19 protein-coding genes and 1 other RNA gene are annotated in these 17,641 nt (G+C 71.6%); 17 read left to right on the top strand and 3 right to left on the bottom strand.

Annotated features, from left to right (window positions below):
• Positions 1-16 precede the first annotated feature (16 nt).
• From ACJ5H2_RS12965 to ACJ5H2_RS12920, 10 genes are read left to right on the top strand one after another with little or no spacing between them, the layout of a single operon-like run.
• The gene (locus ACJ5H2_RS12965) at positions 17-817 is read left to right on the top strand and encodes a cyclase family protein (protein ID WP_408895819.1); all 801 of its coding nucleotides are present in this window, start codon (positions 17-19) and stop codon (positions 815-817) included.
• A 26-nt stretch (positions 818-843) separates the two neighbouring features.
• Positions 844-1,731: an ABC transporter substrate-binding protein gene (locus tag ACJ5H2_RS12960; protein WP_408895818.1), complete on the top strand. Its 888-nt coding sequence runs from the start codon at positions 844-846 to the stop codon at positions 1,729-1,731.
• Complete coding sequence (locus ACJ5H2_RS12955) at positions 1,692-2,603, top strand: branched-chain amino acid ABC transporter permease (protein ID WP_408895817.1); 912 nt, start codon at positions 1,692-1,694, stop codon at positions 2,601-2,603. Before ACJ5H2_RS12960 ends, ACJ5H2_RS12955 begins: the two co-directional genes overlap by 40 nt.
• On the top strand, positions 2,600-3,592 hold the full coding sequence (locus ACJ5H2_RS12950) for a branched-chain amino acid ABC transporter permease (RefSeq protein WP_408895816.1): 993 nt from the start codon (positions 2,600-2,602) through the stop codon (positions 3,590-3,592). The genes ACJ5H2_RS12955 and ACJ5H2_RS12950 overlap by 4 nt, the downstream gene beginning before the upstream one ends.
• Positions 3,589-4,317 (top strand): ABC transporter ATP-binding protein, encoded by a 729-nt coding sequence (locus ACJ5H2_RS12945; protein WP_408895815.1) that lies wholly within the window; start codon positions 3,589-3,591, stop codon positions 4,315-4,317. The genes ACJ5H2_RS12950 and ACJ5H2_RS12945 overlap by 4 nt, the downstream gene beginning before the upstream one ends.
• A complete protein-coding gene (locus ACJ5H2_RS12940; RefSeq protein WP_408895814.1) occupies positions 4,310-5,017 on the top strand; it encodes an ABC transporter ATP-binding protein in 708 nt (235 codons plus the stop codon). The genes ACJ5H2_RS12945 and ACJ5H2_RS12940 overlap by 8 nt, the downstream gene beginning before the upstream one ends.
• Positions 5,014-5,580, top strand: a complete 567-nt coding sequence (locus ACJ5H2_RS12935) for a hypothetical protein (protein WP_408895813.1) — start codon at positions 5,014-5,016, stop codon at positions 5,578-5,580. The genes ACJ5H2_RS12940 and ACJ5H2_RS12935 overlap by 4 nt, the downstream gene beginning before the upstream one ends.
• Positions 5,577-7,130 (top strand): class I adenylate-forming enzyme family protein, encoded by a 1,554-nt coding sequence (locus tag ACJ5H2_RS12930; RefSeq protein ID WP_408895812.1) that lies wholly within the window; start codon positions 5,577-5,579, stop codon positions 7,128-7,130. Before ACJ5H2_RS12935 ends, ACJ5H2_RS12930 begins: the two co-directional genes overlap by 4 nt.
• The gene (locus tag ACJ5H2_RS12925; protein WP_408895811.1) at positions 7,127-8,047 is read left to right on the top strand and encodes a fumarylacetoacetate hydrolase family protein; all 921 of its coding nucleotides are present in this window, start codon (positions 7,127-7,129) and stop codon (positions 8,045-8,047) included. Before ACJ5H2_RS12930 ends, ACJ5H2_RS12925 begins: the two co-directional genes overlap by 4 nt.
• A 2-nt stretch (positions 8,048-8,049) precedes the next feature.
• Positions 8,050-9,210, top strand: a complete 1,161-nt coding sequence (locus tag ACJ5H2_RS12920; protein WP_408895810.1) for a thiolase domain-containing protein — start codon at positions 8,050-8,052, stop codon at positions 9,208-9,210.
• A 35-nt stretch (positions 9,211-9,245) separates the two neighbouring features.
• Here ACJ5H2_RS12920 and rnpB read toward each other — a convergent pair.
• Positions 9,246-9,618, bottom strand: an RNA gene (rnpB, locus tag ACJ5H2_RS12915) — RNase P RNA component class A.
• Between the two features lie 52 nt (positions 9,619-9,670).
• On the opposite strand from rnpB, the gene ACJ5H2_RS12910 reads away from it, so the two are divergent.
• From ACJ5H2_RS12910 to ACJ5H2_RS12900, 3 genes are read left to right on the top strand one after another with little or no spacing between them, the layout of a single operon-like run.
• Positions 9,671-10,117: a tetratricopeptide repeat protein gene (locus ACJ5H2_RS12910; protein ID WP_408895809.1), complete on the top strand. Its 447-nt coding sequence runs from the start codon at positions 9,671-9,673 to the stop codon at positions 10,115-10,117.
• 39 nt (positions 10,118-10,156) lie between these two features.
• Positions 10,157-10,351, top strand: a complete 195-nt coding sequence (locus ACJ5H2_RS12905; protein WP_408895808.1) for a hypothetical protein — start codon at positions 10,157-10,159, stop codon at positions 10,349-10,351.
• A gap of 4 nt (positions 10,352-10,355) precedes the next feature.
• A complete protein-coding gene (locus ACJ5H2_RS12900; RefSeq protein WP_408895807.1) occupies positions 10,356-10,667 on the top strand; it encodes a hypothetical protein in 312 nt (103 codons plus the stop codon).
• 28 nt (positions 10,668-10,695) lie between these two features.
• Here ACJ5H2_RS12900 and ACJ5H2_RS12895 read toward each other — a convergent pair whose 3' ends face one another.
• Complete coding sequence (locus ACJ5H2_RS12895) at positions 10,696-11,955, bottom strand: NADH:flavin oxidoreductase/NADH oxidase family protein (protein ID WP_408895806.1); 1,260 nt, start codon at positions 11,953-11,955, stop codon at positions 10,696-10,698.
• A gap of 82 nt (positions 11,956-12,037) precedes the next feature.
• Here ACJ5H2_RS12895 and ACJ5H2_RS12890 point away from each other — a divergent pair, with 82 nt between their 5' ends.
• From ACJ5H2_RS12890 to ACJ5H2_RS12880, 3 genes are all read left to right on the top strand, one after another.
• Positions 12,038-12,667 carry a TetR/AcrR family transcriptional regulator gene (locus ACJ5H2_RS12890; protein ID WP_408895805.1) on the top strand — a complete coding sequence of 210 codons (630 nt, stop codon included), beginning with the start codon at positions 12,038-12,040 and terminating at the stop codon, positions 12,665-12,667.
• A 31-nt stretch (positions 12,668-12,698) separates the two neighbouring features.
• Complete coding sequence (locus tag ACJ5H2_RS12885) at positions 12,699-13,277, top strand: HhH-GPD-type base excision DNA repair protein (RefSeq protein WP_408895804.1); 579 nt, start codon at positions 12,699-12,701, stop codon at positions 13,275-13,277.
• Positions 13,278-13,411: 134 nt separating this feature from the next.
• Positions 13,412-14,908, top strand: coding sequence for an RNA polymerase sigma factor (locus tag ACJ5H2_RS12880; RefSeq protein ID WP_408895803.1), 1,497 nt, complete (start codon positions 13,412-13,414; stop codon positions 14,906-14,908).
• Between the two features lie 93 nt (positions 14,909-15,001).
• Here ACJ5H2_RS12880 and ACJ5H2_RS12875 read toward each other — a convergent pair whose 3' ends face one another.
• On the bottom strand, positions 15,002-15,223 hold the full coding sequence (locus ACJ5H2_RS12875; RefSeq protein ID WP_408895802.1) for a hypothetical protein: 222 nt from the start codon (positions 15,221-15,223) through the stop codon (positions 15,002-15,004).
• A 293-nt stretch (positions 15,224-15,516) separates the two neighbouring features.
• Here ACJ5H2_RS12875 and ACJ5H2_RS12870 point away from each other — a divergent pair, with 293 nt between their 5' ends.
• Positions 15,517-17,631: a type IIA DNA topoisomerase subunit B gene (locus ACJ5H2_RS12870; RefSeq protein WP_408895801.1), complete on the top strand. Its 2,115-nt coding sequence runs from the start codon at positions 15,517-15,519 to the stop codon at positions 17,629-17,631.
• The last annotated feature ends 10 nt before the right edge of the window (positions 17,632-17,641 follow it).

Genomic DNA, 17,641 nt, shown 5'->3' with positions numbered 1-17,641 from the left:
ATCGAAAGGCAGCACCATGACCCGGCTCATCGACCTCTCCCGGACCCTCGACCCCGCCAACCGCGACCTGGTCCCCGAGGCCTACAAGGCGCTCGAGACCGTGCTGGCGCCCAAGATCGAGTACCTCCACCCCAGCGACCGCGGCCGCGACCGGATGGTCGAGATCTTCGGCTGCGAGGGCCACGAGCTGCCCAACGGCGAGGGCTGGGGCGAGGACTGGCTGACCGAGATGAACACGCACTGCGGCACCCACGTCGACGCGCCGTTGCACAGCGGCAGCCTCATCGAGGGCAAGAAGGCCCGCACCATCAGCGACATCGACCTGGCCGAGCTCTACCGCCCCGGCATGGTCCTCGACGTCCGCGAGTGGGCGAGGCCGGGTGAGGCGATCCCCGTCGAGGCCCTCGAGAAGGCCATCGCCGCGACCGGCCGGGAGGTGCAGCAGGGCGACGCGCTGCTGCTGCGCACCGGCCAGGAGCGCTACACGCCCGCCGACGCGGAGTTCTTCAACTACCCGGGGATGAGCGGAGACGGCACCCGCTACCTGACCGGGCTCGGCGCCACGATCCTCGGGACGGACGCGATGGCCTGGGACCGCCCGTTCCCCGTGATGAAGGCGGCCTACGAGGCCTCCGGGGACCCGAAGGAGCTCTGGGACGGCCACTTCGCCATCGCCGACAAGGAGGCCTTCATCATCCAGCAGCTCGACAACCTCACGGCCCTGCCCGTGACCGGGTTCACCGTCGGGTTCTTCCCGATCAAGCTCCCCAAGACCAGCGCGTCGCCCTGCCGGGTCGTCGCCTTCCTCGACAACTGACGCACCACCGAGACCAGGAGACCCCGATGTTCACCATGACGAGGAAGCCCACGGCCCGCGGCATCGCCGTGAGCGCCTGCGCCGCGTTGCTGCTGTCCGCCTGCGGCGGCGTGGTCAAGGACGACGACACGTCGAGCGACCCGGTCGCCGACCTGCCCGACGCCGAGATCGTCTCGCCGATCGCCGGGATGGAGTGCGCGACCGATGCCGAGCCCACCGGCGACCCCATCGTCGTCGGCGGCTCACTGAGCCTCACCGGCCCTCTCGCGCCGACGGCGACCCTGCACAACGCCGTCGCGGACCTGGTCGTCGACTGGGTCAACGACTGCGGTGGGGTCGATGGCCGGCCCCTGGAGTGGAAGGTCCTCGACGACCAGTCGACGCCCGGCACGGTGACGTCCAACTACGAGCGGCTGATCGGCGACCAGGTCGACTTCGTCATGGGGCCGTACGGCGGTGCGGCGGCGTTGGCCGGAGCCGGCCCCGTCACCCGCGCCGGGTACGCCTATCCGACGGCCACCAACGGAGCCCCGGACAAGCTGATCGGCGAGAACCACTTCCCTTCCTGGCAGATCGGCGGTGGCGTCGACGACCCCTCCGCGATGTTCGACGCCGGCGCCGAGACCTTCGTCGAGGCCCTGAAGTCGAGTGGCAGCACGCCGGAGTCGGTCTTCTTCGCCACCGCGAAGTTCCCGACGACCCTCAGCTACACCGCGGCCGCCAAGCCGGCGCTGGAGGCGGCCCAAGCGGGTGCTGGTGTGGCCCGAGGACGTCGCCGGCGCCGAGATCGACTACCAGCCCTGACCCACCGGCCTCGTGACGGTGTCCCCGAGCCCCGGCTCGGGGACACCCCGCGCCTGATCTGGAGATCGTCATGTCCGTCTCTTCGCTCGCGCTGGCCCAGACGCTGCTGAACGGTGCCCTCCTCGGGTGTCTGTTCGGGAGCATCGCGCTGGGCCTCAGCGTGAAGTGGGGCCACCTGGGAGTGGCCGACTTCTTCCACCTGTCCCTCACCCTGTTGGGCGCCTACGTGACCTACAGCCTGGTCTCCGAGCAGCTCTGGGACCCCTTCTTGACCCTCGTCGTGACGGTTCCCGTCTTCTTCGTCATCGGCGTCGGCGTCCAGTGGATCCTGCTGGCGCTCCAGGCCGAGGCGTTCACCTCGCTGCTCATCACCTTCGCGCTCTTCATCGTCACCGAGAGCGCGGTCTCGATGGTCTGGAGCCCCGACCTGCTCAACCTGCGCCCGATGCTGGCCGACGGCTTCACCACCAGCCTGCGCCTCCCGGAGCCCCTGCCCCAGCTGGCGGTCCAGCCGGTCGACCTGCTGGCGCTGGTCTGTGCGCTGGTGATGGTCGGCGTGTCCGCCTTCGCGCTGGGGCGCACCCGGTCGGGGCGGGCCGTCCAGGCGATGCGCCAGGACGGCGAGATCGCCCAGACGCTGGGTGTCCGTGTCGTACCCCTGACCCTGGCGGTCTCGGGGCTGGCCGCCTCGACGGCGGCGGTGGCCGGCATGGTGGTCGCCCTGCGCATGCCCCTGAGCCCGTCGCTCCCGCTGCAGTGGATCGGGGTGGTCGTGGTCGCCACGATGCTCGGCGGCCTCGGCCGACCCGTCGGCGCGCTGGTCGCCGCCATCGCGGTGATGATGATCCAGAACGCCTGGTCCCTGTGGTTCCCACCGCAGTGGTCCCCGGCGGTCGCCTTCGGCGTCCTCTTCCTCTTCCTCGCGGGCGCCCCCGCCCTCCGCCTCGCCCGTGAGTCGACGACCGCGAGGAGGCTCGCATGAGCGCCCGGGTGGACCGCGCCCTCCTGGCCAACGCCGGCGCGATCGTGGGATGTGCGCTGCTGGCCATCGTCCTGGTGCCCTCGATCGGGTCCGACTACGTGATCGCCTTCGGCTTCCAGTTCGTCACGTGGATCGCCCTCGCCCTCAGCTGGAGCCTGTTCTCCGGCAACTCCGGGTACGCGAGCTTCGGGCACGGCGTCTTCTTCGGCATCGGGACCTACGCGACGGCCGCGCTGCTCCGCCACACCGATGCGCCGTTCGTCGTGGCGCTCGTGGTCGCCGGTCTCTCGGCCGCGGTGCTCGCGGTCGTCGTCGGGCTCGCGGTCTTCTCCTCGCCGCGGTTCGCCGGGGACCTGTTCGGCCTGATCACGCTGGCCATGGCCTTCATCGTGATCACGGTCGTGTCCAATCTCGCCTTCCTCGACGGCGGCACCGGCGTCTTCGTGCGGGAGCAGGCGGTCGGCACGTGGATCGGGTCGTCCACCGGCCATCTGTTCATCGTCGGCACCCTCATCGCCGCGGGGACGGCCCTGGTCGGCCTGGCCGCGGCCGGCTCGCGCTGGGGCGCCGCCCTCCGCTCGATCCGCGACGACGAGGGGGTCGCCGAGTCCCTCGGCGTCCCGACCTACCGGTACAAGGTCTGGACGTTCGCGGCCAGCGCGGGCCTCGCCGGCCTCGCCGGCGCTCCGCACGCGGTCTTCCTCGGATACGTCGAGGTCGGCGCGGTGTTCACGCTGAACATCCCCCTGCTCGTCATCATGATGACCATCCTCGGCGGCATCACCCGCTGGTGGGGACCGCTCGTCGGCGCTGCCTCGGTGGTCGTGGTCCGCGAGCTGCTGCTCGACATCGGCTCGCCCGAGCTGTCGCAGATCATCCTGGGCGCCGTCTTCGTCCTCGTGATCGCGCTGCTGCCCCACGGCATCTCCGGGTCGATCCCCAGCCTGCCGCGCCGCAAGGCGCCCGCCACGGAAGGTGTGCACCGATGAGCCTGCTGCGCTGCACGAGCGTCACGAAGAGGTTCGGTGGCGTCACGGCCCTCGCCGAGGTCGACCTCGAGGTGACCGAGGGCGAGATCGTGGGTCTCGTCGGACCGAACGGATCCGGCAAGACGACCCTGTTGAGCACCATCGCCGGCTCCTTGCCGGTCACCGCCGGCACGATCGAGTTCGCCGGCAGGGACATCACCCGGTCCACCCCGCACCGCCGCGCCCACGCCGGCATCTCGCGGACCTTCCAGGTGCCGAGGCCGCTCGCCTCGTTCACGGTGGAGGAGAACGTCGCCACCGGCTGCATGTTCGGACGGGACTCGATGGGCCGTGCCGCGGCACTCGACCGGGCACGGGAGGTCCTGCACATGGTCGGCCTGGCCGACCATGCGGGAAGCGACGTCGGGAAGCTGACCCTGCATGAGCGGAAGTTCCTCGAGATCGCTCGCGCGGTCGCGCTGGACCCGCAGCTGATCCTGCTCGACGAGGTCCTCGGCGGGCTCAACCCGAGCGAGGCGGCCCTCGGCATGGAGCTGATCGCCTCCCTGCGCGAGCGGGGGATGTCGGTGATCTACATCGAGCACAACGTGCGGGCGGTCTCGACCCTCGCTGACCGGATGTACGTCCTCAACCAGGGCCGCAACCTGGCTGACGGGCCGCCGGCCGACGTGCTCGACGACCCGCGCGTGGTCGAGGCATATCTGGGAGGACCGGTCGATGCTTGAGGTCAAGGACCTGGTGGTCAACTACGGCGAGGCCGCGGCGCTGCGGGGAGTGGACCTGAGCGTCGGCGCGGGCGCGACGGTCTCCCTCATCGGCGCGAACGGCGCCGGCAAGAGCACGCTCGTCAAGGCGCTGATGGGCATGCAGCCGGTGACCTCCGGGACGATCACGCTCGACGGCGAGGACATCACGCGGCGCTCGGCCGCGGACCGGCCGCGGCTCGGCATGGCGATCGTCCCCGAGGGCCGTCGGCTGTTCAAGGAGATGTCGGTCGGGGACAACCTCCGGCTCGGGCTGCACGACGCCGCCGCCCGCAGGCGGGGAGTCAACGGACTGGATCTCGCCTACGACCTGTTCCCCATCCTCCGCAAGCGATCGAGGCAGCTGTGCGGGACCATGTCCGGAGGGGAGCAGCAGATGGTCGCGCTGGGCCGGGCCCTCGTGTCCCGCCCGCGGCTGCTGATCCTCGACGAGCCCTCGCTCGGCCTGGCCCCCATCGTGGTCGCCCAGGTCTTCGAGGTGATCGAGGCGGTGGTGCGGCAGGACGTGACGGTCCTGCTGGCCGAGCAGAACATGCATCGTGCCCTCGCCCTCTCCGACCGCGGCTATGTGCTGGCGGACGGCGCGGTGGTCCTGGAGGGGACCGGCAGTGAGCTGCTCCGGTCCGACCGGGTCCGTACGGCCTACCTGGGGGAGTCGTGAGCGCCGGCGGCGCGCGCCTCGGCCGGGTGCCGTGGACCAGCGCCGGTCCGGTCAGCGCCGAGCAGCGCGCCCTGATCGACACGATCGCCGCGAGGTGGGGCCAAGCGGGGCTCGGGGTGAGCCCCGTCGACGGCGCTGGACGGCTCACCGGGCCGTTCGACCTGATGGCCGCCTCTCCCGCGGTGGGCGCTGCCGTGCTGGCGCTCGCGGGGAGCTTCCGCGACGGGCTGCTCACGCCGGCCGAGCGGGAGGTCGCCATCCTCGTCGTCGCCGACCTCGAGGACAGCCCCTACATGCGGGCGGGGCACGAGCCGCTGCTCCGCTCGACAGGGGTCGACGCGGCTGCGACGACGGGTCCGTGCGCGGTGGTCCGCGAGGTCGCCCTCGAGCTGTGTCGCACCGGGGACCTCGCCGACGGGACCTTCCGGCGCGCCGTCGACGAGCTGGGCTGGCCCCGGCTCCAGGAGGTCGTGTGGCTCGTCGGCCACTACCGCTCCCTCGCTACCGCGCAGCGGGTCGCCCGGATCCCCGACCCCACGGCGCAGGAAGGGGGGACGCGATGACCACGGTGCCCACGGCGGCGGGGGACCTCGTGCTCCGCGACCTCCTCGGACCGGCCCTCGCGCGCCACGCGGGGCGCCCGGCCCTCGTCGCCCACGGACGGACCTGGACGTACGCCGAGCTCGACCGCGCCGCGCGCTCCCTGGCGGCTCGGCTGCAGGCCGAGGGGGTGGGGCCGGGCTCCGCGGTGGCCCTGGTCCTCCCGAACGGGGCCGAGTACGTCATCGCGGACCTGGCCATCGCCCTCCTCGGCGCGGCCAAGGTCCCGCTCAACCTGATGCTCTCCGACGACGAGCAGGCCTACATGCTGACCGACTCCCGGGCAGTGGTGTGCGTCGTGACCCACGACCGTCTGGCCTCGGTCGAGCTCGCTCGCGAGCGCGGTGCCGATCCGCGCGCGATCGTGGTGGGCGGCCCCGACGACGGATGGGCCCCGGCACTCGCCGGCCCGCCCCTCGCGGAGCTGCCGGCCGTGCCGCCCGACGCGCGAGCACTGATCATGTACACCGGCGGCACCACCGGTCTCCCGAAGGGCGTCGTGCACCAGCAGCGCGGCCTCGCGATGAACCTGGTCTCCCATCTCGTCGAGATGGAGCTGACCGCCGAGGACGTCCTGCTCCTCACCTCCCCGCTGCCCCACAGCGCCGGATTCCTCCTGCAGGCCGCCCTCGCGAAGGGCGCGCGCACCCTGGTCGAGGAGAGGTTCGACGCCGAGCAAGTCGTCGACCGGATCGAGCACGACGACGTCAGCTACCTGTTCCTGGTGCCGACCATGATCTACCGCCTGCTCGACGCGGTCGCCGCGCGGGGGAGCCTCGACGCCAGCTCGTTGCGCACCATCCTCTACGGCGCGGCGCCGATCACGCCCGACCGGCTCGAGCAGGGCCTGGCCCTCCTCGGTCCCGTCTTCGTGCAGCTCTACGCGCAGTCGGAGGCGCCGAACTTCCTCACCCGGCTGCGTCGCGACGACCACCGCGCCGGCCCGACCGGTGCCGCACGCCTGACCAGCTGCGGCCAGTCGGTGCTGATGGCCGAGGTCCGCGTGGTCCGGGAGGACGGGACCCGCTGCGACCCGGGCGAGGTCGGCGAGGTGACGGCTCGGTCGCCGTACACGATGCAGGGCTATCTCGACCGCCCCGTGGAGACCGCCGAGGCGCTGCGCGACGGTTGGCTGCACACCGGCGACCTCGGCTTCCTGACCGCGGACGGCTACCTCCACCTGGTCGACCGCAAGAAGGACATGATCATCACCGGCGGCCTCAACGTGTACTCCAGCGAGGTGGAGCAGGTGCTCGCCCGACTGGACGAGGTGGAGAGCGTCGCCGTGGCCGGGGTCCCGCATCCCGACTGGGGCGAGGCGGTGGTCGCGTTCGTCGTCCCCGCCGGCCCCGGCGTCACCCCGGAGGCGATCCTCGCCGCGGCCCGCGACGAGCTCACGACGTACAAGCGACCCAAGGACGTGGTCCTGGTCGACACGCTGCCGACGACGGCCGTCGGCAAGGTGGACAAGAAGGCCCTGCGGGCCCGGATGAGAAACGGAGACGCCACATGAAGTTCGCGACCTACACGGACGGCTCGGGCCGAGCACACGCCGCGGTCCTCCAGGACGACCTGCTGTACGCCGTCCCGGCAGCGACGAGCGTCAAGGACCTGATCGGAGACGGCCTCGACGGTCTGCTCGCGCGGGGCCGGGCCGCGCTGGACGGCTCCGACCCGGTGCCTCTCGGCTCGGTGCGTCTCGAGGCGCCGCTCCGGCCGCCGTCGATGCGGGACTCCATGTGCTTCCACGAGCACATCGCCAACTGCATGGGCAGCGTCGACCCGCTGCACCACAAGTTCCCGGCGTTCTACCTCTCCAACCACGCGGCGGTGCTGGGGCCCAGCGACGAGGCCCCGATCTCGCCGGGATGCGAGGCGTTCGACTACGAGCTCGAGGTGGCGGCCGTGATCGGCCGTCCCGGATCCAACATCCGCCCGCAGGACGCCCGCGACCACATCGTCGGCTACACGACCTACATCGACTGGAGCGCTCGGGACCTCCAGTTCGAGGAGATGGAGGTGCGGCTCGGCCCCGCCAAGGGGAAGGACGGCGCGACCACCCTGGGCCCGGTGCTGGTCTCCGCCGACGAGCTCGAGCCGCTGCGCTCCGGCAAGGGCTTCGACGTCGCGATGTCGGTCGCGATCGACGGTACGCCGATCAGCACCGGCAACTGGTCGACGATCGACTGGTCCTTCGACGACGTCGTCGCCTACACCTCGCGCGGCACCCACCTGGCGACCGGTGACGTGCTCGGCTCGGGAACCGTCGGCAAGGGCTGCCTCTTCGAGCAGCGCGCCCTCGACCCGGAGGGATTCCGCGGCTGGCTGCGGGAGGGCGAGGTCGTCACCTTCGAGGTCGACCGGATCGGGCGGATGGACATCCGCGTGGGCGCTCCGCTGCCGCGCCACGCACTGAGCTCGGGACACTGAGCATGCGACCGCACCTCCTCGGGTGGAGCCACACCGCGTTCGGCAAGCAGCCCGACGCGACCTTGGAGTCGCTGGTCGTCGAGGCCGGGCGGGCCGCGCTCGCCGACGCCGAGGTCGCTCCCGACCAGGTCGACCTCGTCGTCGTCGGTCACTTCAACTCGGGGATGCACCCGCTCGGGTTCCCGTCCTCGCTCCCGATGCTGATCGACGACGGGCTCTTCGGCGTCCCCGCCCTGCGGACCGAGAACGCCTGCGCCTCGGGCTCGGCCGCGGTCCACACCGGCCTCGCCCACCTGCTCGCCGGGCGGGCACGCACGGTGCTGGTGGTCGGTGCGGAGAAGATGACCGGCGTCCCGGCCGCGACGGTCGGCGCCGCCCTGCTGGGCGCGGACTACGACCTGGCGGGTGCTGCGTCCAGTACGGGCTTCGCGGGGCTGTTCGCGGAGGTCGCGCTGGAGTACGAGCGCCGTCACGGTCCGGTGGGCGACACCCTCGCCGCGATCGCGGCGAAGAGCCATCGGCTCGGCGCGGCCAACCCGTTCGCGCACCTGCGCAAGGACCTCTCCGAGGAGTTCTGCGCCACGGCCTCGGCGGCCAACCCGATGGTCGCCGCGCCGTTGCGTCGTACCGACTGCTCGCCGGTCTCCGACGGCGCCGCCGCCCTGGTCCTCGGGCTCGAGCCCACCTCGTCCCGGCATGCGGCGGTACGCGTGGCGGGCTGGGGGTCCGCCAACGACCACCTCCCGCGGGAGCGACGTGACCCCTTGGCCTTCGCCGCGACGGAGCTCGCGTGGCACCGGGCCATGAAGGACGCCGGCGTCAGCACGAGCGAGCTCGACCTCGTCGAGCTGCACGACTGCTTCACGATCGCAGAGCTCCAGATGTACGAGGTCCTCGGCCTCGCGCCGCGGGGGGAGGGCTGGCGGGCCCTGGCCGACGGCGTCGTCCTCCCGGGCGGCGCGCTGCCGGTGAACCCGTCAGGCGGGCTGAAGTCCAAGGGCCACCCGGTCGGGGCGACCGGCGTCTCGCAGCACGTCTCGGTCGCGATGCAGCTGACCGGGACCTTCCCCGGGGTGCAGGTCGAGGGGGCGCGCCTCGGTGCCGTCCACAACATGGGCGGGCTCGCCGTCGCCAACCACGTCACCGTCCTCGCCGCCGACTGACCCCGACGCTCGGGCGCCGGTGGGCGGTGCCGTGGGGGACGGGCTGGTCTGTAAGCCGGGTTCTGTCCCTCGTCGCCGAGGGGGCGACCATCCATCTAGGGCTGCCGTTGCCGACAGCCTCCAGCGACCTACCCGCACACTCGGACGAGCCGCCCTCGAACGTGTGCTGTCTGGTCTTGCTCCGGGTGGGGTTTGCCGAGCTGCGCCGGTCGCCCGGCGCACTGGTGGGCTCTTGCCCCACCGTTTCACCCTTACCTCCGGCGAGCCGGAGGCGGTCTGTTCTCTGTGGCACTGTCCCGCGGGTCACCCCGGGTGGGTGTTACCCACCACCCTGCTCTGCGGAGCCCGGACTTTCCTCGGGACCCGACGCCTCGCGGCGATGGGTCACGCGGTCGCCCGACCAGCCCGTCCGTGCCTCACTGTAGGGAATGCCCGTGCCCCAGGGACAGTTGAAGGCCTCATGAGCGAGACGCCCGAGATCCGGATCCTCCCCCCGATGGCCCCGATCGCCCCGTTCGTCGGGTTGGGGCCGGGCGCGAGTGCACGGCACGAGACGGCGTACCGCACCGCCCACGACCTGCTCGTCCGCCGCGCGCCGCGCGAGGCGCTCGAGGTCCTCGAGCCCGCGCTCGAGGAGGAGCCGGGCAACCGCGGGCTGCGGTCGCTGCGGGCGTGGGCCTTCCTGATGCGGGCCCAGCTGCAGAAGGCGACCGACGAGCTGGTCGGCCTCGTCGCCGACGACCCGGCCGACGCGTGGAGCCGGCACGCCCTGGGGCGCGCGCTGGAGCGCCAGTCGAGGTACGACGACGCGCTCCCGCACCTGCGCCTGGCGGCGGCGATGAGCGGCGACCCCGAGCACGAGTACGACGTGCTGCGGGTCGAGCGGCTGGCGGGCCGGCTGGAGTAGTCCCGACTGGAGTAGTCCCGGCTGGAGTAGGTTCGGACCATGTCCGCGGACAACGAGTACTGGTTCTGCCTGAAGCACCACGCCGTCGAGGGCGTCGAGGGCTGCCCCAACAAGGACCGGCTCGGTCCGTACCCCACGCAGGCAGAGGCCGCCCGGGCGCTGGAGAAGGCGGCCGAGCGCACGGAGGCGTGGGACGAGGACCCGGCCTGGAACGACGACGTCGAGAGCCCCTAGTCCCGTGGCCTTCACCCGTCGCCGCCGGGTCCGCCCGGTGGCGATCGACCCTGCCACCGGGCGCCGGATCTCGCCGTGGCCGTTCGTCGGCCTGGTGCTGCTCGTCTCCTCGTTCTTCCTCTACGCGGCCTCCGGGTTGCTCGCGCCCGCCTGGGCGGTCGCGGTCCTGCTGCTGACCTGGCTGGCGATGTTCGTGCTGTGCTTCGTGTGGTGGAGCCGGCACCCGAGATGGACGGTGGCGCTCGGGATCGTCTCGTTCGTGTGGTGGTGGGTGGCCGTCACCGCCGGGGGGATCCTCCTGGACTGGACCGCCTGAGCGCCGGCCGCGCGCCTTGTGGTGCGGTTCAGCCGCGCTGGGCGCGGAAGGCGCCGGGACCGTTGCGCAGCCCGAGCCACAGCGCCGCCTCGGCCCACGAGCGACCCGGGTCGGGCTCCTTGCCGGCCCCCAGCCGGTGCAGCTGGTCGGTGTGCCAGGACAGGTCGAGCGCGCCGTCGAGCTGCTTGAGGTTCGCGACCTTGCCCAGCACGGGGCGCAGGCCGGCCTTGACCGTGCTGCTCGGCAGCGTGGCGAGGCCGTCGTGCAGGATCGCCCGCGGGGCCTCGGGGAGCAGGCAGGCCGGGCGGCCCAGGCCCACGATGTCGCAGTCGCCCGAGGCGACGGCGGACTCCATCGCGGCGGTCGAGCGGAAGCCACCGGTGACCGCGATCGGGACGTCGCCGGCGAGATCGCGCACCGACGCGGCGTACTCGAGGAAGTAGGCCTCCCGCGCGGCGGTCGAGGGCCGCATCGTGCCCATCATCGCCGGAGCCTCGTAGGAGCCGCCGCTGACCTCGATCATGTCGATGCCCTCGGCGACGAGGGCCCGCACGACCTCGCGGGACTCCTCCTCGGTGAACCCGCCGCGCTGGAAGTCGGCGGAGTTGAGCTTGATGCCGACCGCGAAGGTCCGCGACGTGGTGGCGCGGATCGCCCGGAGCACCTCGAGGACGAACCGGCGGCGTCGTTCGGGGTCGCCGCCCCACGCGTCGTCGCGCCGGTTGGTGCGGGGGGAGAGGAACTGGGTGACGAGGTAGCCGTGCGCGCCGTGGATCTGCACGCCCGCGAAGCCTGCGCGCTCCGCGACCGACGCCGCGGTGGCGTACCGGTCGACGATCTCGCGGATCTCGGCGTCCTCGAGCGCTCGCGGCCGCACCGCGCCCGGCACCTTCGCCTGGACGGCGCTCGGCGCGACGGGCCGGTGGCGCCCGACGAGCGCGTTGGCCTGGCGGCCCGGGTGGTTGACCTGCATCCACAGCGGGGTGCCACCGTCCTGGAAGCCGGCCGCCCAGGCCGTGAGCCGGTCGAGGTGCCGGTCATCCTCGATCACGACGTTGCCGGGCTCGCCGAGGTGGCGCCGGTCGACCATGACGTTGCCCGTCACGACGAGGCCGTAGCCGCCGCGGGCCCAGCGGCCGTAGAGCCGCGCGAGCCGCTTCGAGGGCCCGCCGTCGCGGTCGCCGAGCGACTCGCTGAGCGCCGACTTCATCAGCCGGTTGGCCAGCCGCTGGCCGTTGGCCAGGGCGATGGGGGAGCCGAGGTGGGCGGTGTCGCGGTCGTCCGTCATCCCGCGACGGTAGTTCCCAGTCAGGCGACTTGACAAGTCATCTGACTTGCAAAGGCGGGGAGACCTGCGCCACGATCGCTGCATGACCGGCGCCACCAGCGGGACCACGAGGGGAGCCCGGAGCGGGCGCCGCCAGGCCGACCGCCGCGCCGAGACGACCGAGCGGCTCCTCGACGCGACCATCGAGTGCCTGGCCGAGGACGGCTACGTCGCCACCACGACCCGTCGCGTCGCCGAGCGCGCCGGCGTCAGCCAGGGCGCCCAGCAGCACTACTTCCCGACCAAGGCCGCGCTGGTCGACGCCGCGATGACCCGGCTGGTGGACCAGCTGCTCGCCGACGCGGCCACGCGGGGGCTCGACGTCGGCACGGAGCGGGAGCGCGCGGCCGCACTGCTGGACCTGATCTGGGAGGTCCACCACCTCCCCGTCACGCCGGCCGTCCTCGAGCTCTTCAACGTCGCCCGCACCGAGCCGGCCATGGCGGCGCGGGTCGCCGAGATCGTCTGCAGCGGCATGAGCGAGATCCTCGCCATCGCCACCACCACCCTGCCGTCGTACGCCGCACGCGAGGGCTTTGCCGAGTTCGTCCAGATCGCCATGGCCACCGTGCGCGGGACGGTCCTGGTCGCCGCCATCCCCGGCGCCGCGAGCGCGCACCCCTCCTGGCCGGCCCTGCGGGCCCATCTCCTCGAGAGCCTCGAGCGGCTCTGAGCGGGCGCGCGCGGTGCGGCAGGATGTCCCCATGGCGATCCACATCACCGATGACCCCGCGGCGGACGAGCTCCTGACGACCAACCCGTTCGCGCTGCTGGTCGGGATGATGCTCGACCAGCAGTACCCGATGGAGCACGCCTTCCTGGGACCCCAGAAGGTCGTCAGCCGCTTCGGCAGCTTCGACCCCGCCGCGATCGCGGCGGCGGACCCCGAGGAGTTCGCGGCGCTGTGCTCGACCACGCCGGCCATCCACCGCTTTCCCGGCTCGATGGCCGCGCGGCTCCAGGAGCTGGCCCGCATCGTCGTCGACCAGTACGACGGTCGGGCCGAGCGGATCTGGACCGAGGCGGCGGACGGCAAGGACCTGCTCAAGCGGGTCCAGGCGCTGCCGGGGTTCGGGGCGCAGAAGGCCAAGATCTTCGTGGCCCTGGTGGCCAAGCAGCTCGACGTCCGGCCCGCCGGCTGGGAGAAGGCGGCCGGTGACTACGCGCTCGACGGCTACCGGTCGGTGGCCGACGTGGTCGACCCGGTGTCGCTGCAGAAGGTCCGCGACTACAAGAAGGCGAAGAAGGCCGCGGCCGCCACGACCCCCGTGACGGCCACCTGAACGGAAGCTGAGCCGCCGCTGAACCGACACTGAGCCCCGATGCGCGAGCGGCTGGGGGTGCCGTGGCAGAATGACGGCAGCGGTCTTGACGCCTCCGGTCTTTGCCGCGCCCAAGAATCGTCAGCATTCGAGAGGTGTTCGTGTCCTCGAACCATCGTTCGGTCCCGCCCGCACTGCTCAGTCACCCGTCGATCGCCGCGCTGATCGAGCGAGCCGCGCCGGTCGGCCGTGTCGCAGCGGAGGACCTCCGTCAGGCCTTCGCCGCCGCTGAGGTCGCTCCGGCCCAGCTCAAGGGCCTGATGGCCCACCTGTCGGGCCTCGGCATCTCCGTCGAGCTCGGCGCCCCGGCCGAGCAGCGCGCCGTCGCGGCAGCTGCCCGCAAGACGTCCGCGGCCACCGCGACGACGGCCAAGAAGGCCGCGCCCGCGAAGCCGGCCGCGAAGAAGGCCGCGCCCACCGCCTCGGCCAAGCCCGCCGCGAAGCCGGCGGCCAAGGCCGCCGCCGAGGGCGAGGTCCCCGCGGTCGACCTCGGCAGCGTCGAGGTCGAGGCGCCCGTCGTGGGCCCCGACGGCAAGAAGATCCTGCCGGACATCCCCGACGACCAGTTCGAGAAGGACGTCGCCGCGGACCCGACGATCAAGGAGGACGAGAAGAACGCCTCGTTCATCGTCTCCTCGGCCGACGAGACCGACGAGCCGGCCCAGCAGGTCATGGTCGCCGGCGCCACCGCCGACCCGGTCAAGGACTATCTCAAGCAGATCGGCAAGGTCCCGCTCCTCAACGCGGAGATGGAGGTCGAGCTCGCCAAGCGGATCGAGGCCGGGCTCTTCTCCGAGGAGAAGCTGGCCAAGGGCGGCAAGATCAGCCCGAAGCTGCTCGAGGAGCTCGAGTGGATCGCCGAGGACGGCCGCCGCGCGAAGAACCACCTGCTCGAGGCCAACCTGCGCCTCGTGGTCTCGCTGGCGAAGCGCTACACCGGTCGCGGCATGCTGTTCCTGGACCTGATCCAGGAGGGCAACCTGGGCCTGATCCGTGCGGTCGAGAAGTTCGACTACACCAAGGGCTACAAGTTCTCGACCTATGCGACGTGGTGGATCCGCCAGGCGATCACCCGCGCCATGGCCGACCAGGCCCGCACCATCCGCATCCCGGTGCACATGGTCGAGGTCATCAACAAGCTCGCCCGCGTCCAGCGGCAGATGCTCCAGGACCTGGGCCGCGAGCCCACCCCGGAGGAGCTGGCCAAGGAGCTCGACATGACGCCCGAGAAGGTGGTCGAGGTCCAGAAGTACGGCCGCGAGCCGATCTCGCTGCACACCCCGCTGGGTGAGGACGGCGACTCCGAGTTCGGCGACCTGATCGAGGACTCCGAGGCGATCGTCCCGGCCGACGCGGTCAGCTTCACCCTCCTGCAGGAGCAGCTGCACGCGGTGCTCGACACGCTCTCCGAGCGTGAGGCGGGCGTGGTGTCGATGCGCTTCGGCCTGACCGACGGCCAGCCCAAGACGCTGGACGAGATCGGCAAGGTCTACGGCGTGACCCGCGAGCGGATCCGCCAGATCGAGTCGAAGACCATGTCGAAGCTGCGGCACCCGTCGCGCTCGCAGGTCCTGCGCGACTACCTCGACTGAGCCGGGCCCGCAGAAGGCCGAAAAGCACCGCGCCCCGAGAGTCTCGGGGCGCGGTGCTGCTGGTCGGGGGCGGTCGGTCTCGGCCGCCGCCCGTCAGTCGACGGCGGGGGTCGGTTTGCTGGTGAGCTTGTGGGTCTCGTCGTGGACGTTCACCGCGACATCCTTGAGCGCATCTCCGTGCTCGCGGGCGTGGTGGGCGCAGAAGAGAAGCTCTCCGCCCGAGGCGAGCTCTACGCGGAGGTAGGCCTGGGCACCACAACGGTCGCAGCGGTCCTCCGCGGTGAGCGGGGCGCTGGGAGCAACAGCAGTTGTCATCTCGGGCCTCTCTTTCGTGCGAGCGCCACCCATGGCGGGTGACGTCCGGATCAACGTAGCGACTGGACCAAAGATTCCCGTCTCCGTGTGGTCCATTCCACTTCTGCCTTGCTGCCTGTCTGTCCGACCATCCAAGCATCCGCCCGACGGTCGTACCGGCATTTTCCGTCGCCCGAAACGAGGTTGTGACCATCCGATCGTCCTGATCGGGTGGCCCGTCCGGGCTCTGCCATCCTCCTCCCGTCGCCAGGCCGTGTCCCTGTGCCCCGCCCCGGCGTGTCGCGGGTAGATTCATGTCCTTGGAAGTACCCGTGATCCACCGTAAGGAGCCGGTCATCGCCGACAACACCTACAACGCAGCCCACCTCCTGGTCCTCGAGGGCCTCGAAGCGGTGCGGAAGCGTCCCGGGATGTACATCGGCTCCACCGACACCCGGGGCCTGATGCACTGCCTCTGGGAGATCATCGACAACGGCGTCGACGAGGCCCTCGGCGGCTTCGCCCGCCGGGTCGAGGTGATCCTGCACGCCGACGACTCCGTCGAGGTGTACGACGACGGGCGCGGCATCCCGACCGACAAGGAGCCCAAGACCGGGCTGCCCGGTGTCGAGGTCGTCGCGACCAAGCTGCACGCCGGCGGCAAGTTCGGCGGCGGCTCGTACGTCGCCACCGGAGGCCTGCACGGCGTCGGCCTCTCCGTCGTCAACGCCCTGTCGAGCCGGATGGACATCGACGTCGACCGCTCCCCGGCCAGCCAGGGGATGAGCTTCCAGCGCGGCGTTCCGGGCGTCTTCGACGGCGAGGGACCCCAGGCGCCGTTCACCCCGCGGTCCGGGCTGACCCGCAAGGGCGGCCGGGTCGCCAAGGGGAGGTCCGGCACCCGGATCCGGTTCTGGCCCGACCGCCAGATCTTCACCAAGGACGCCGAGTTCGTCCTGGAGGGCCTGATCGGCCGCGCCCGGCAGACCTCGTTCATCGTGCCTGGGCTCGAGCTGGTCATCAGCGACCAGCGGGCCGCGGACCGCGCGGAGTGGACCGAGGAGAAGTTCCGTCACGACGGCGGCATCGGGGAGTTCTGCGACTATCTCTCGACCGGGGAGCCGGTCACCGAGGTGCTCCGGCTGCAGGGCAGCGACGTGTTCACCGAGACCGTCCCGCTTCTGGACGACAAGGGCCACATGACGCCGCAGGACGTCGAGCGCGAGCTGACCGTGGACGTCGCGGTGCGCTGGGGGAGCGGCTACGACACCGAGCTGCGCTCCTTCGTCAACGTCATCGCCACGCCCAAGGGCGGCACGCACGTCTCCGGCTTCGAGGCCGCACTCACCAAGACCTTCAACGACGCCATGCGTGCCTCGAAGGCGCTCAAGGTCAACGACGACGACGTCATCAAGGACGACATCATCGAGGGCATGACCGCCGTGGTCACGGTCCGCCTCGCCGAGCCGCAGTTCGAGGGGCAGACCAAGGAGATCCTCGGCACGCCGGCCGCGCGCACCGTCGTACGCAAGGTGGTCGCCAAGGAGCTCAAGGAGTTCCTGACCTCGACCAAGCGGGCCGAGAAGGCGCAGGCCAAGCTCCTCATGGAGAAGGTCGCGGCCGCCTCGAAGACCCGGATCGCGGCCCGCCAGCACAAGGAGATCCAGCGGCGGAAGAACGCGCTGGAGTCCTCGACGCTGCCGGCCAAGCTGGCCGACTGCCGCTCCGGCGACAACGAGCGGACCGAGCTGTTCATCGTCGAGGGAGACTCGGCGCTCGGCACGGCGAAGCTGGCCCGCAACGCGGAGTTCCAGGCGCTGCTGCCCATCCGAGGGAAGATCCTCAACGTCCAGAAGGCGTCGGTCGGCGACATGCTCAAGAACGCCGAGTGCGCCTCGATCATCCAGGTCGTCGGCGCCGGCTCGGGGCGCACCTTCGACCTCGACGCCCGCCGCTACGGCCGGGTCATCTTCATGGCCGACGCCGACTCCGACGGCGCCCACATCCGGACGCTGCTCGCGACGCTGTTCTTCAAGTACATGCCCGACCTGGTCAAGGCCGGACGCGTGTACTCGGCCGTCCCGCCGCTGCACCGGATCGAGATCTCGAACCCGAAGAAGGGCCAGGAGAAGTACGTCTACACGTACTCCGACGACGAGCTGCAGCGCAAGCTGGCGGAGCTGAAGAAGAAGAACGTCCGCTGGAAGGACCCGGTCCAGCGCTACAAGGGCCTCGGCGAGATGGATGCCGACCAGCTCGCGGAGACCACGATGGACCCGCGCCGTCGTACCCTGCGCCGGCTGACGGTCGACGAGCTCGAGGTGGCCTCGGAGGTGTTCGAGCTGCTCATGGGCAGCGACGTCGCGCCGCGCAAGGAGTTCATCATCCAGGGCGCCTACGAGGTCGACATGGAGGCGCTCGACGCGTGAGGCTGAGCCC

Source organism: Nocardioides pymetrozini (assembly GCF_046058985.1).
Lineage (GTDB): Bacteria > Actinomycetota > Actinomycetes > Propionibacteriales > Nocardioidaceae > Nocardioides.
The sequence above is the reverse complement of the archived record's forward strand: the minus strand, read 5'-3'. Positions and strand labels throughout refer to the sequence as shown.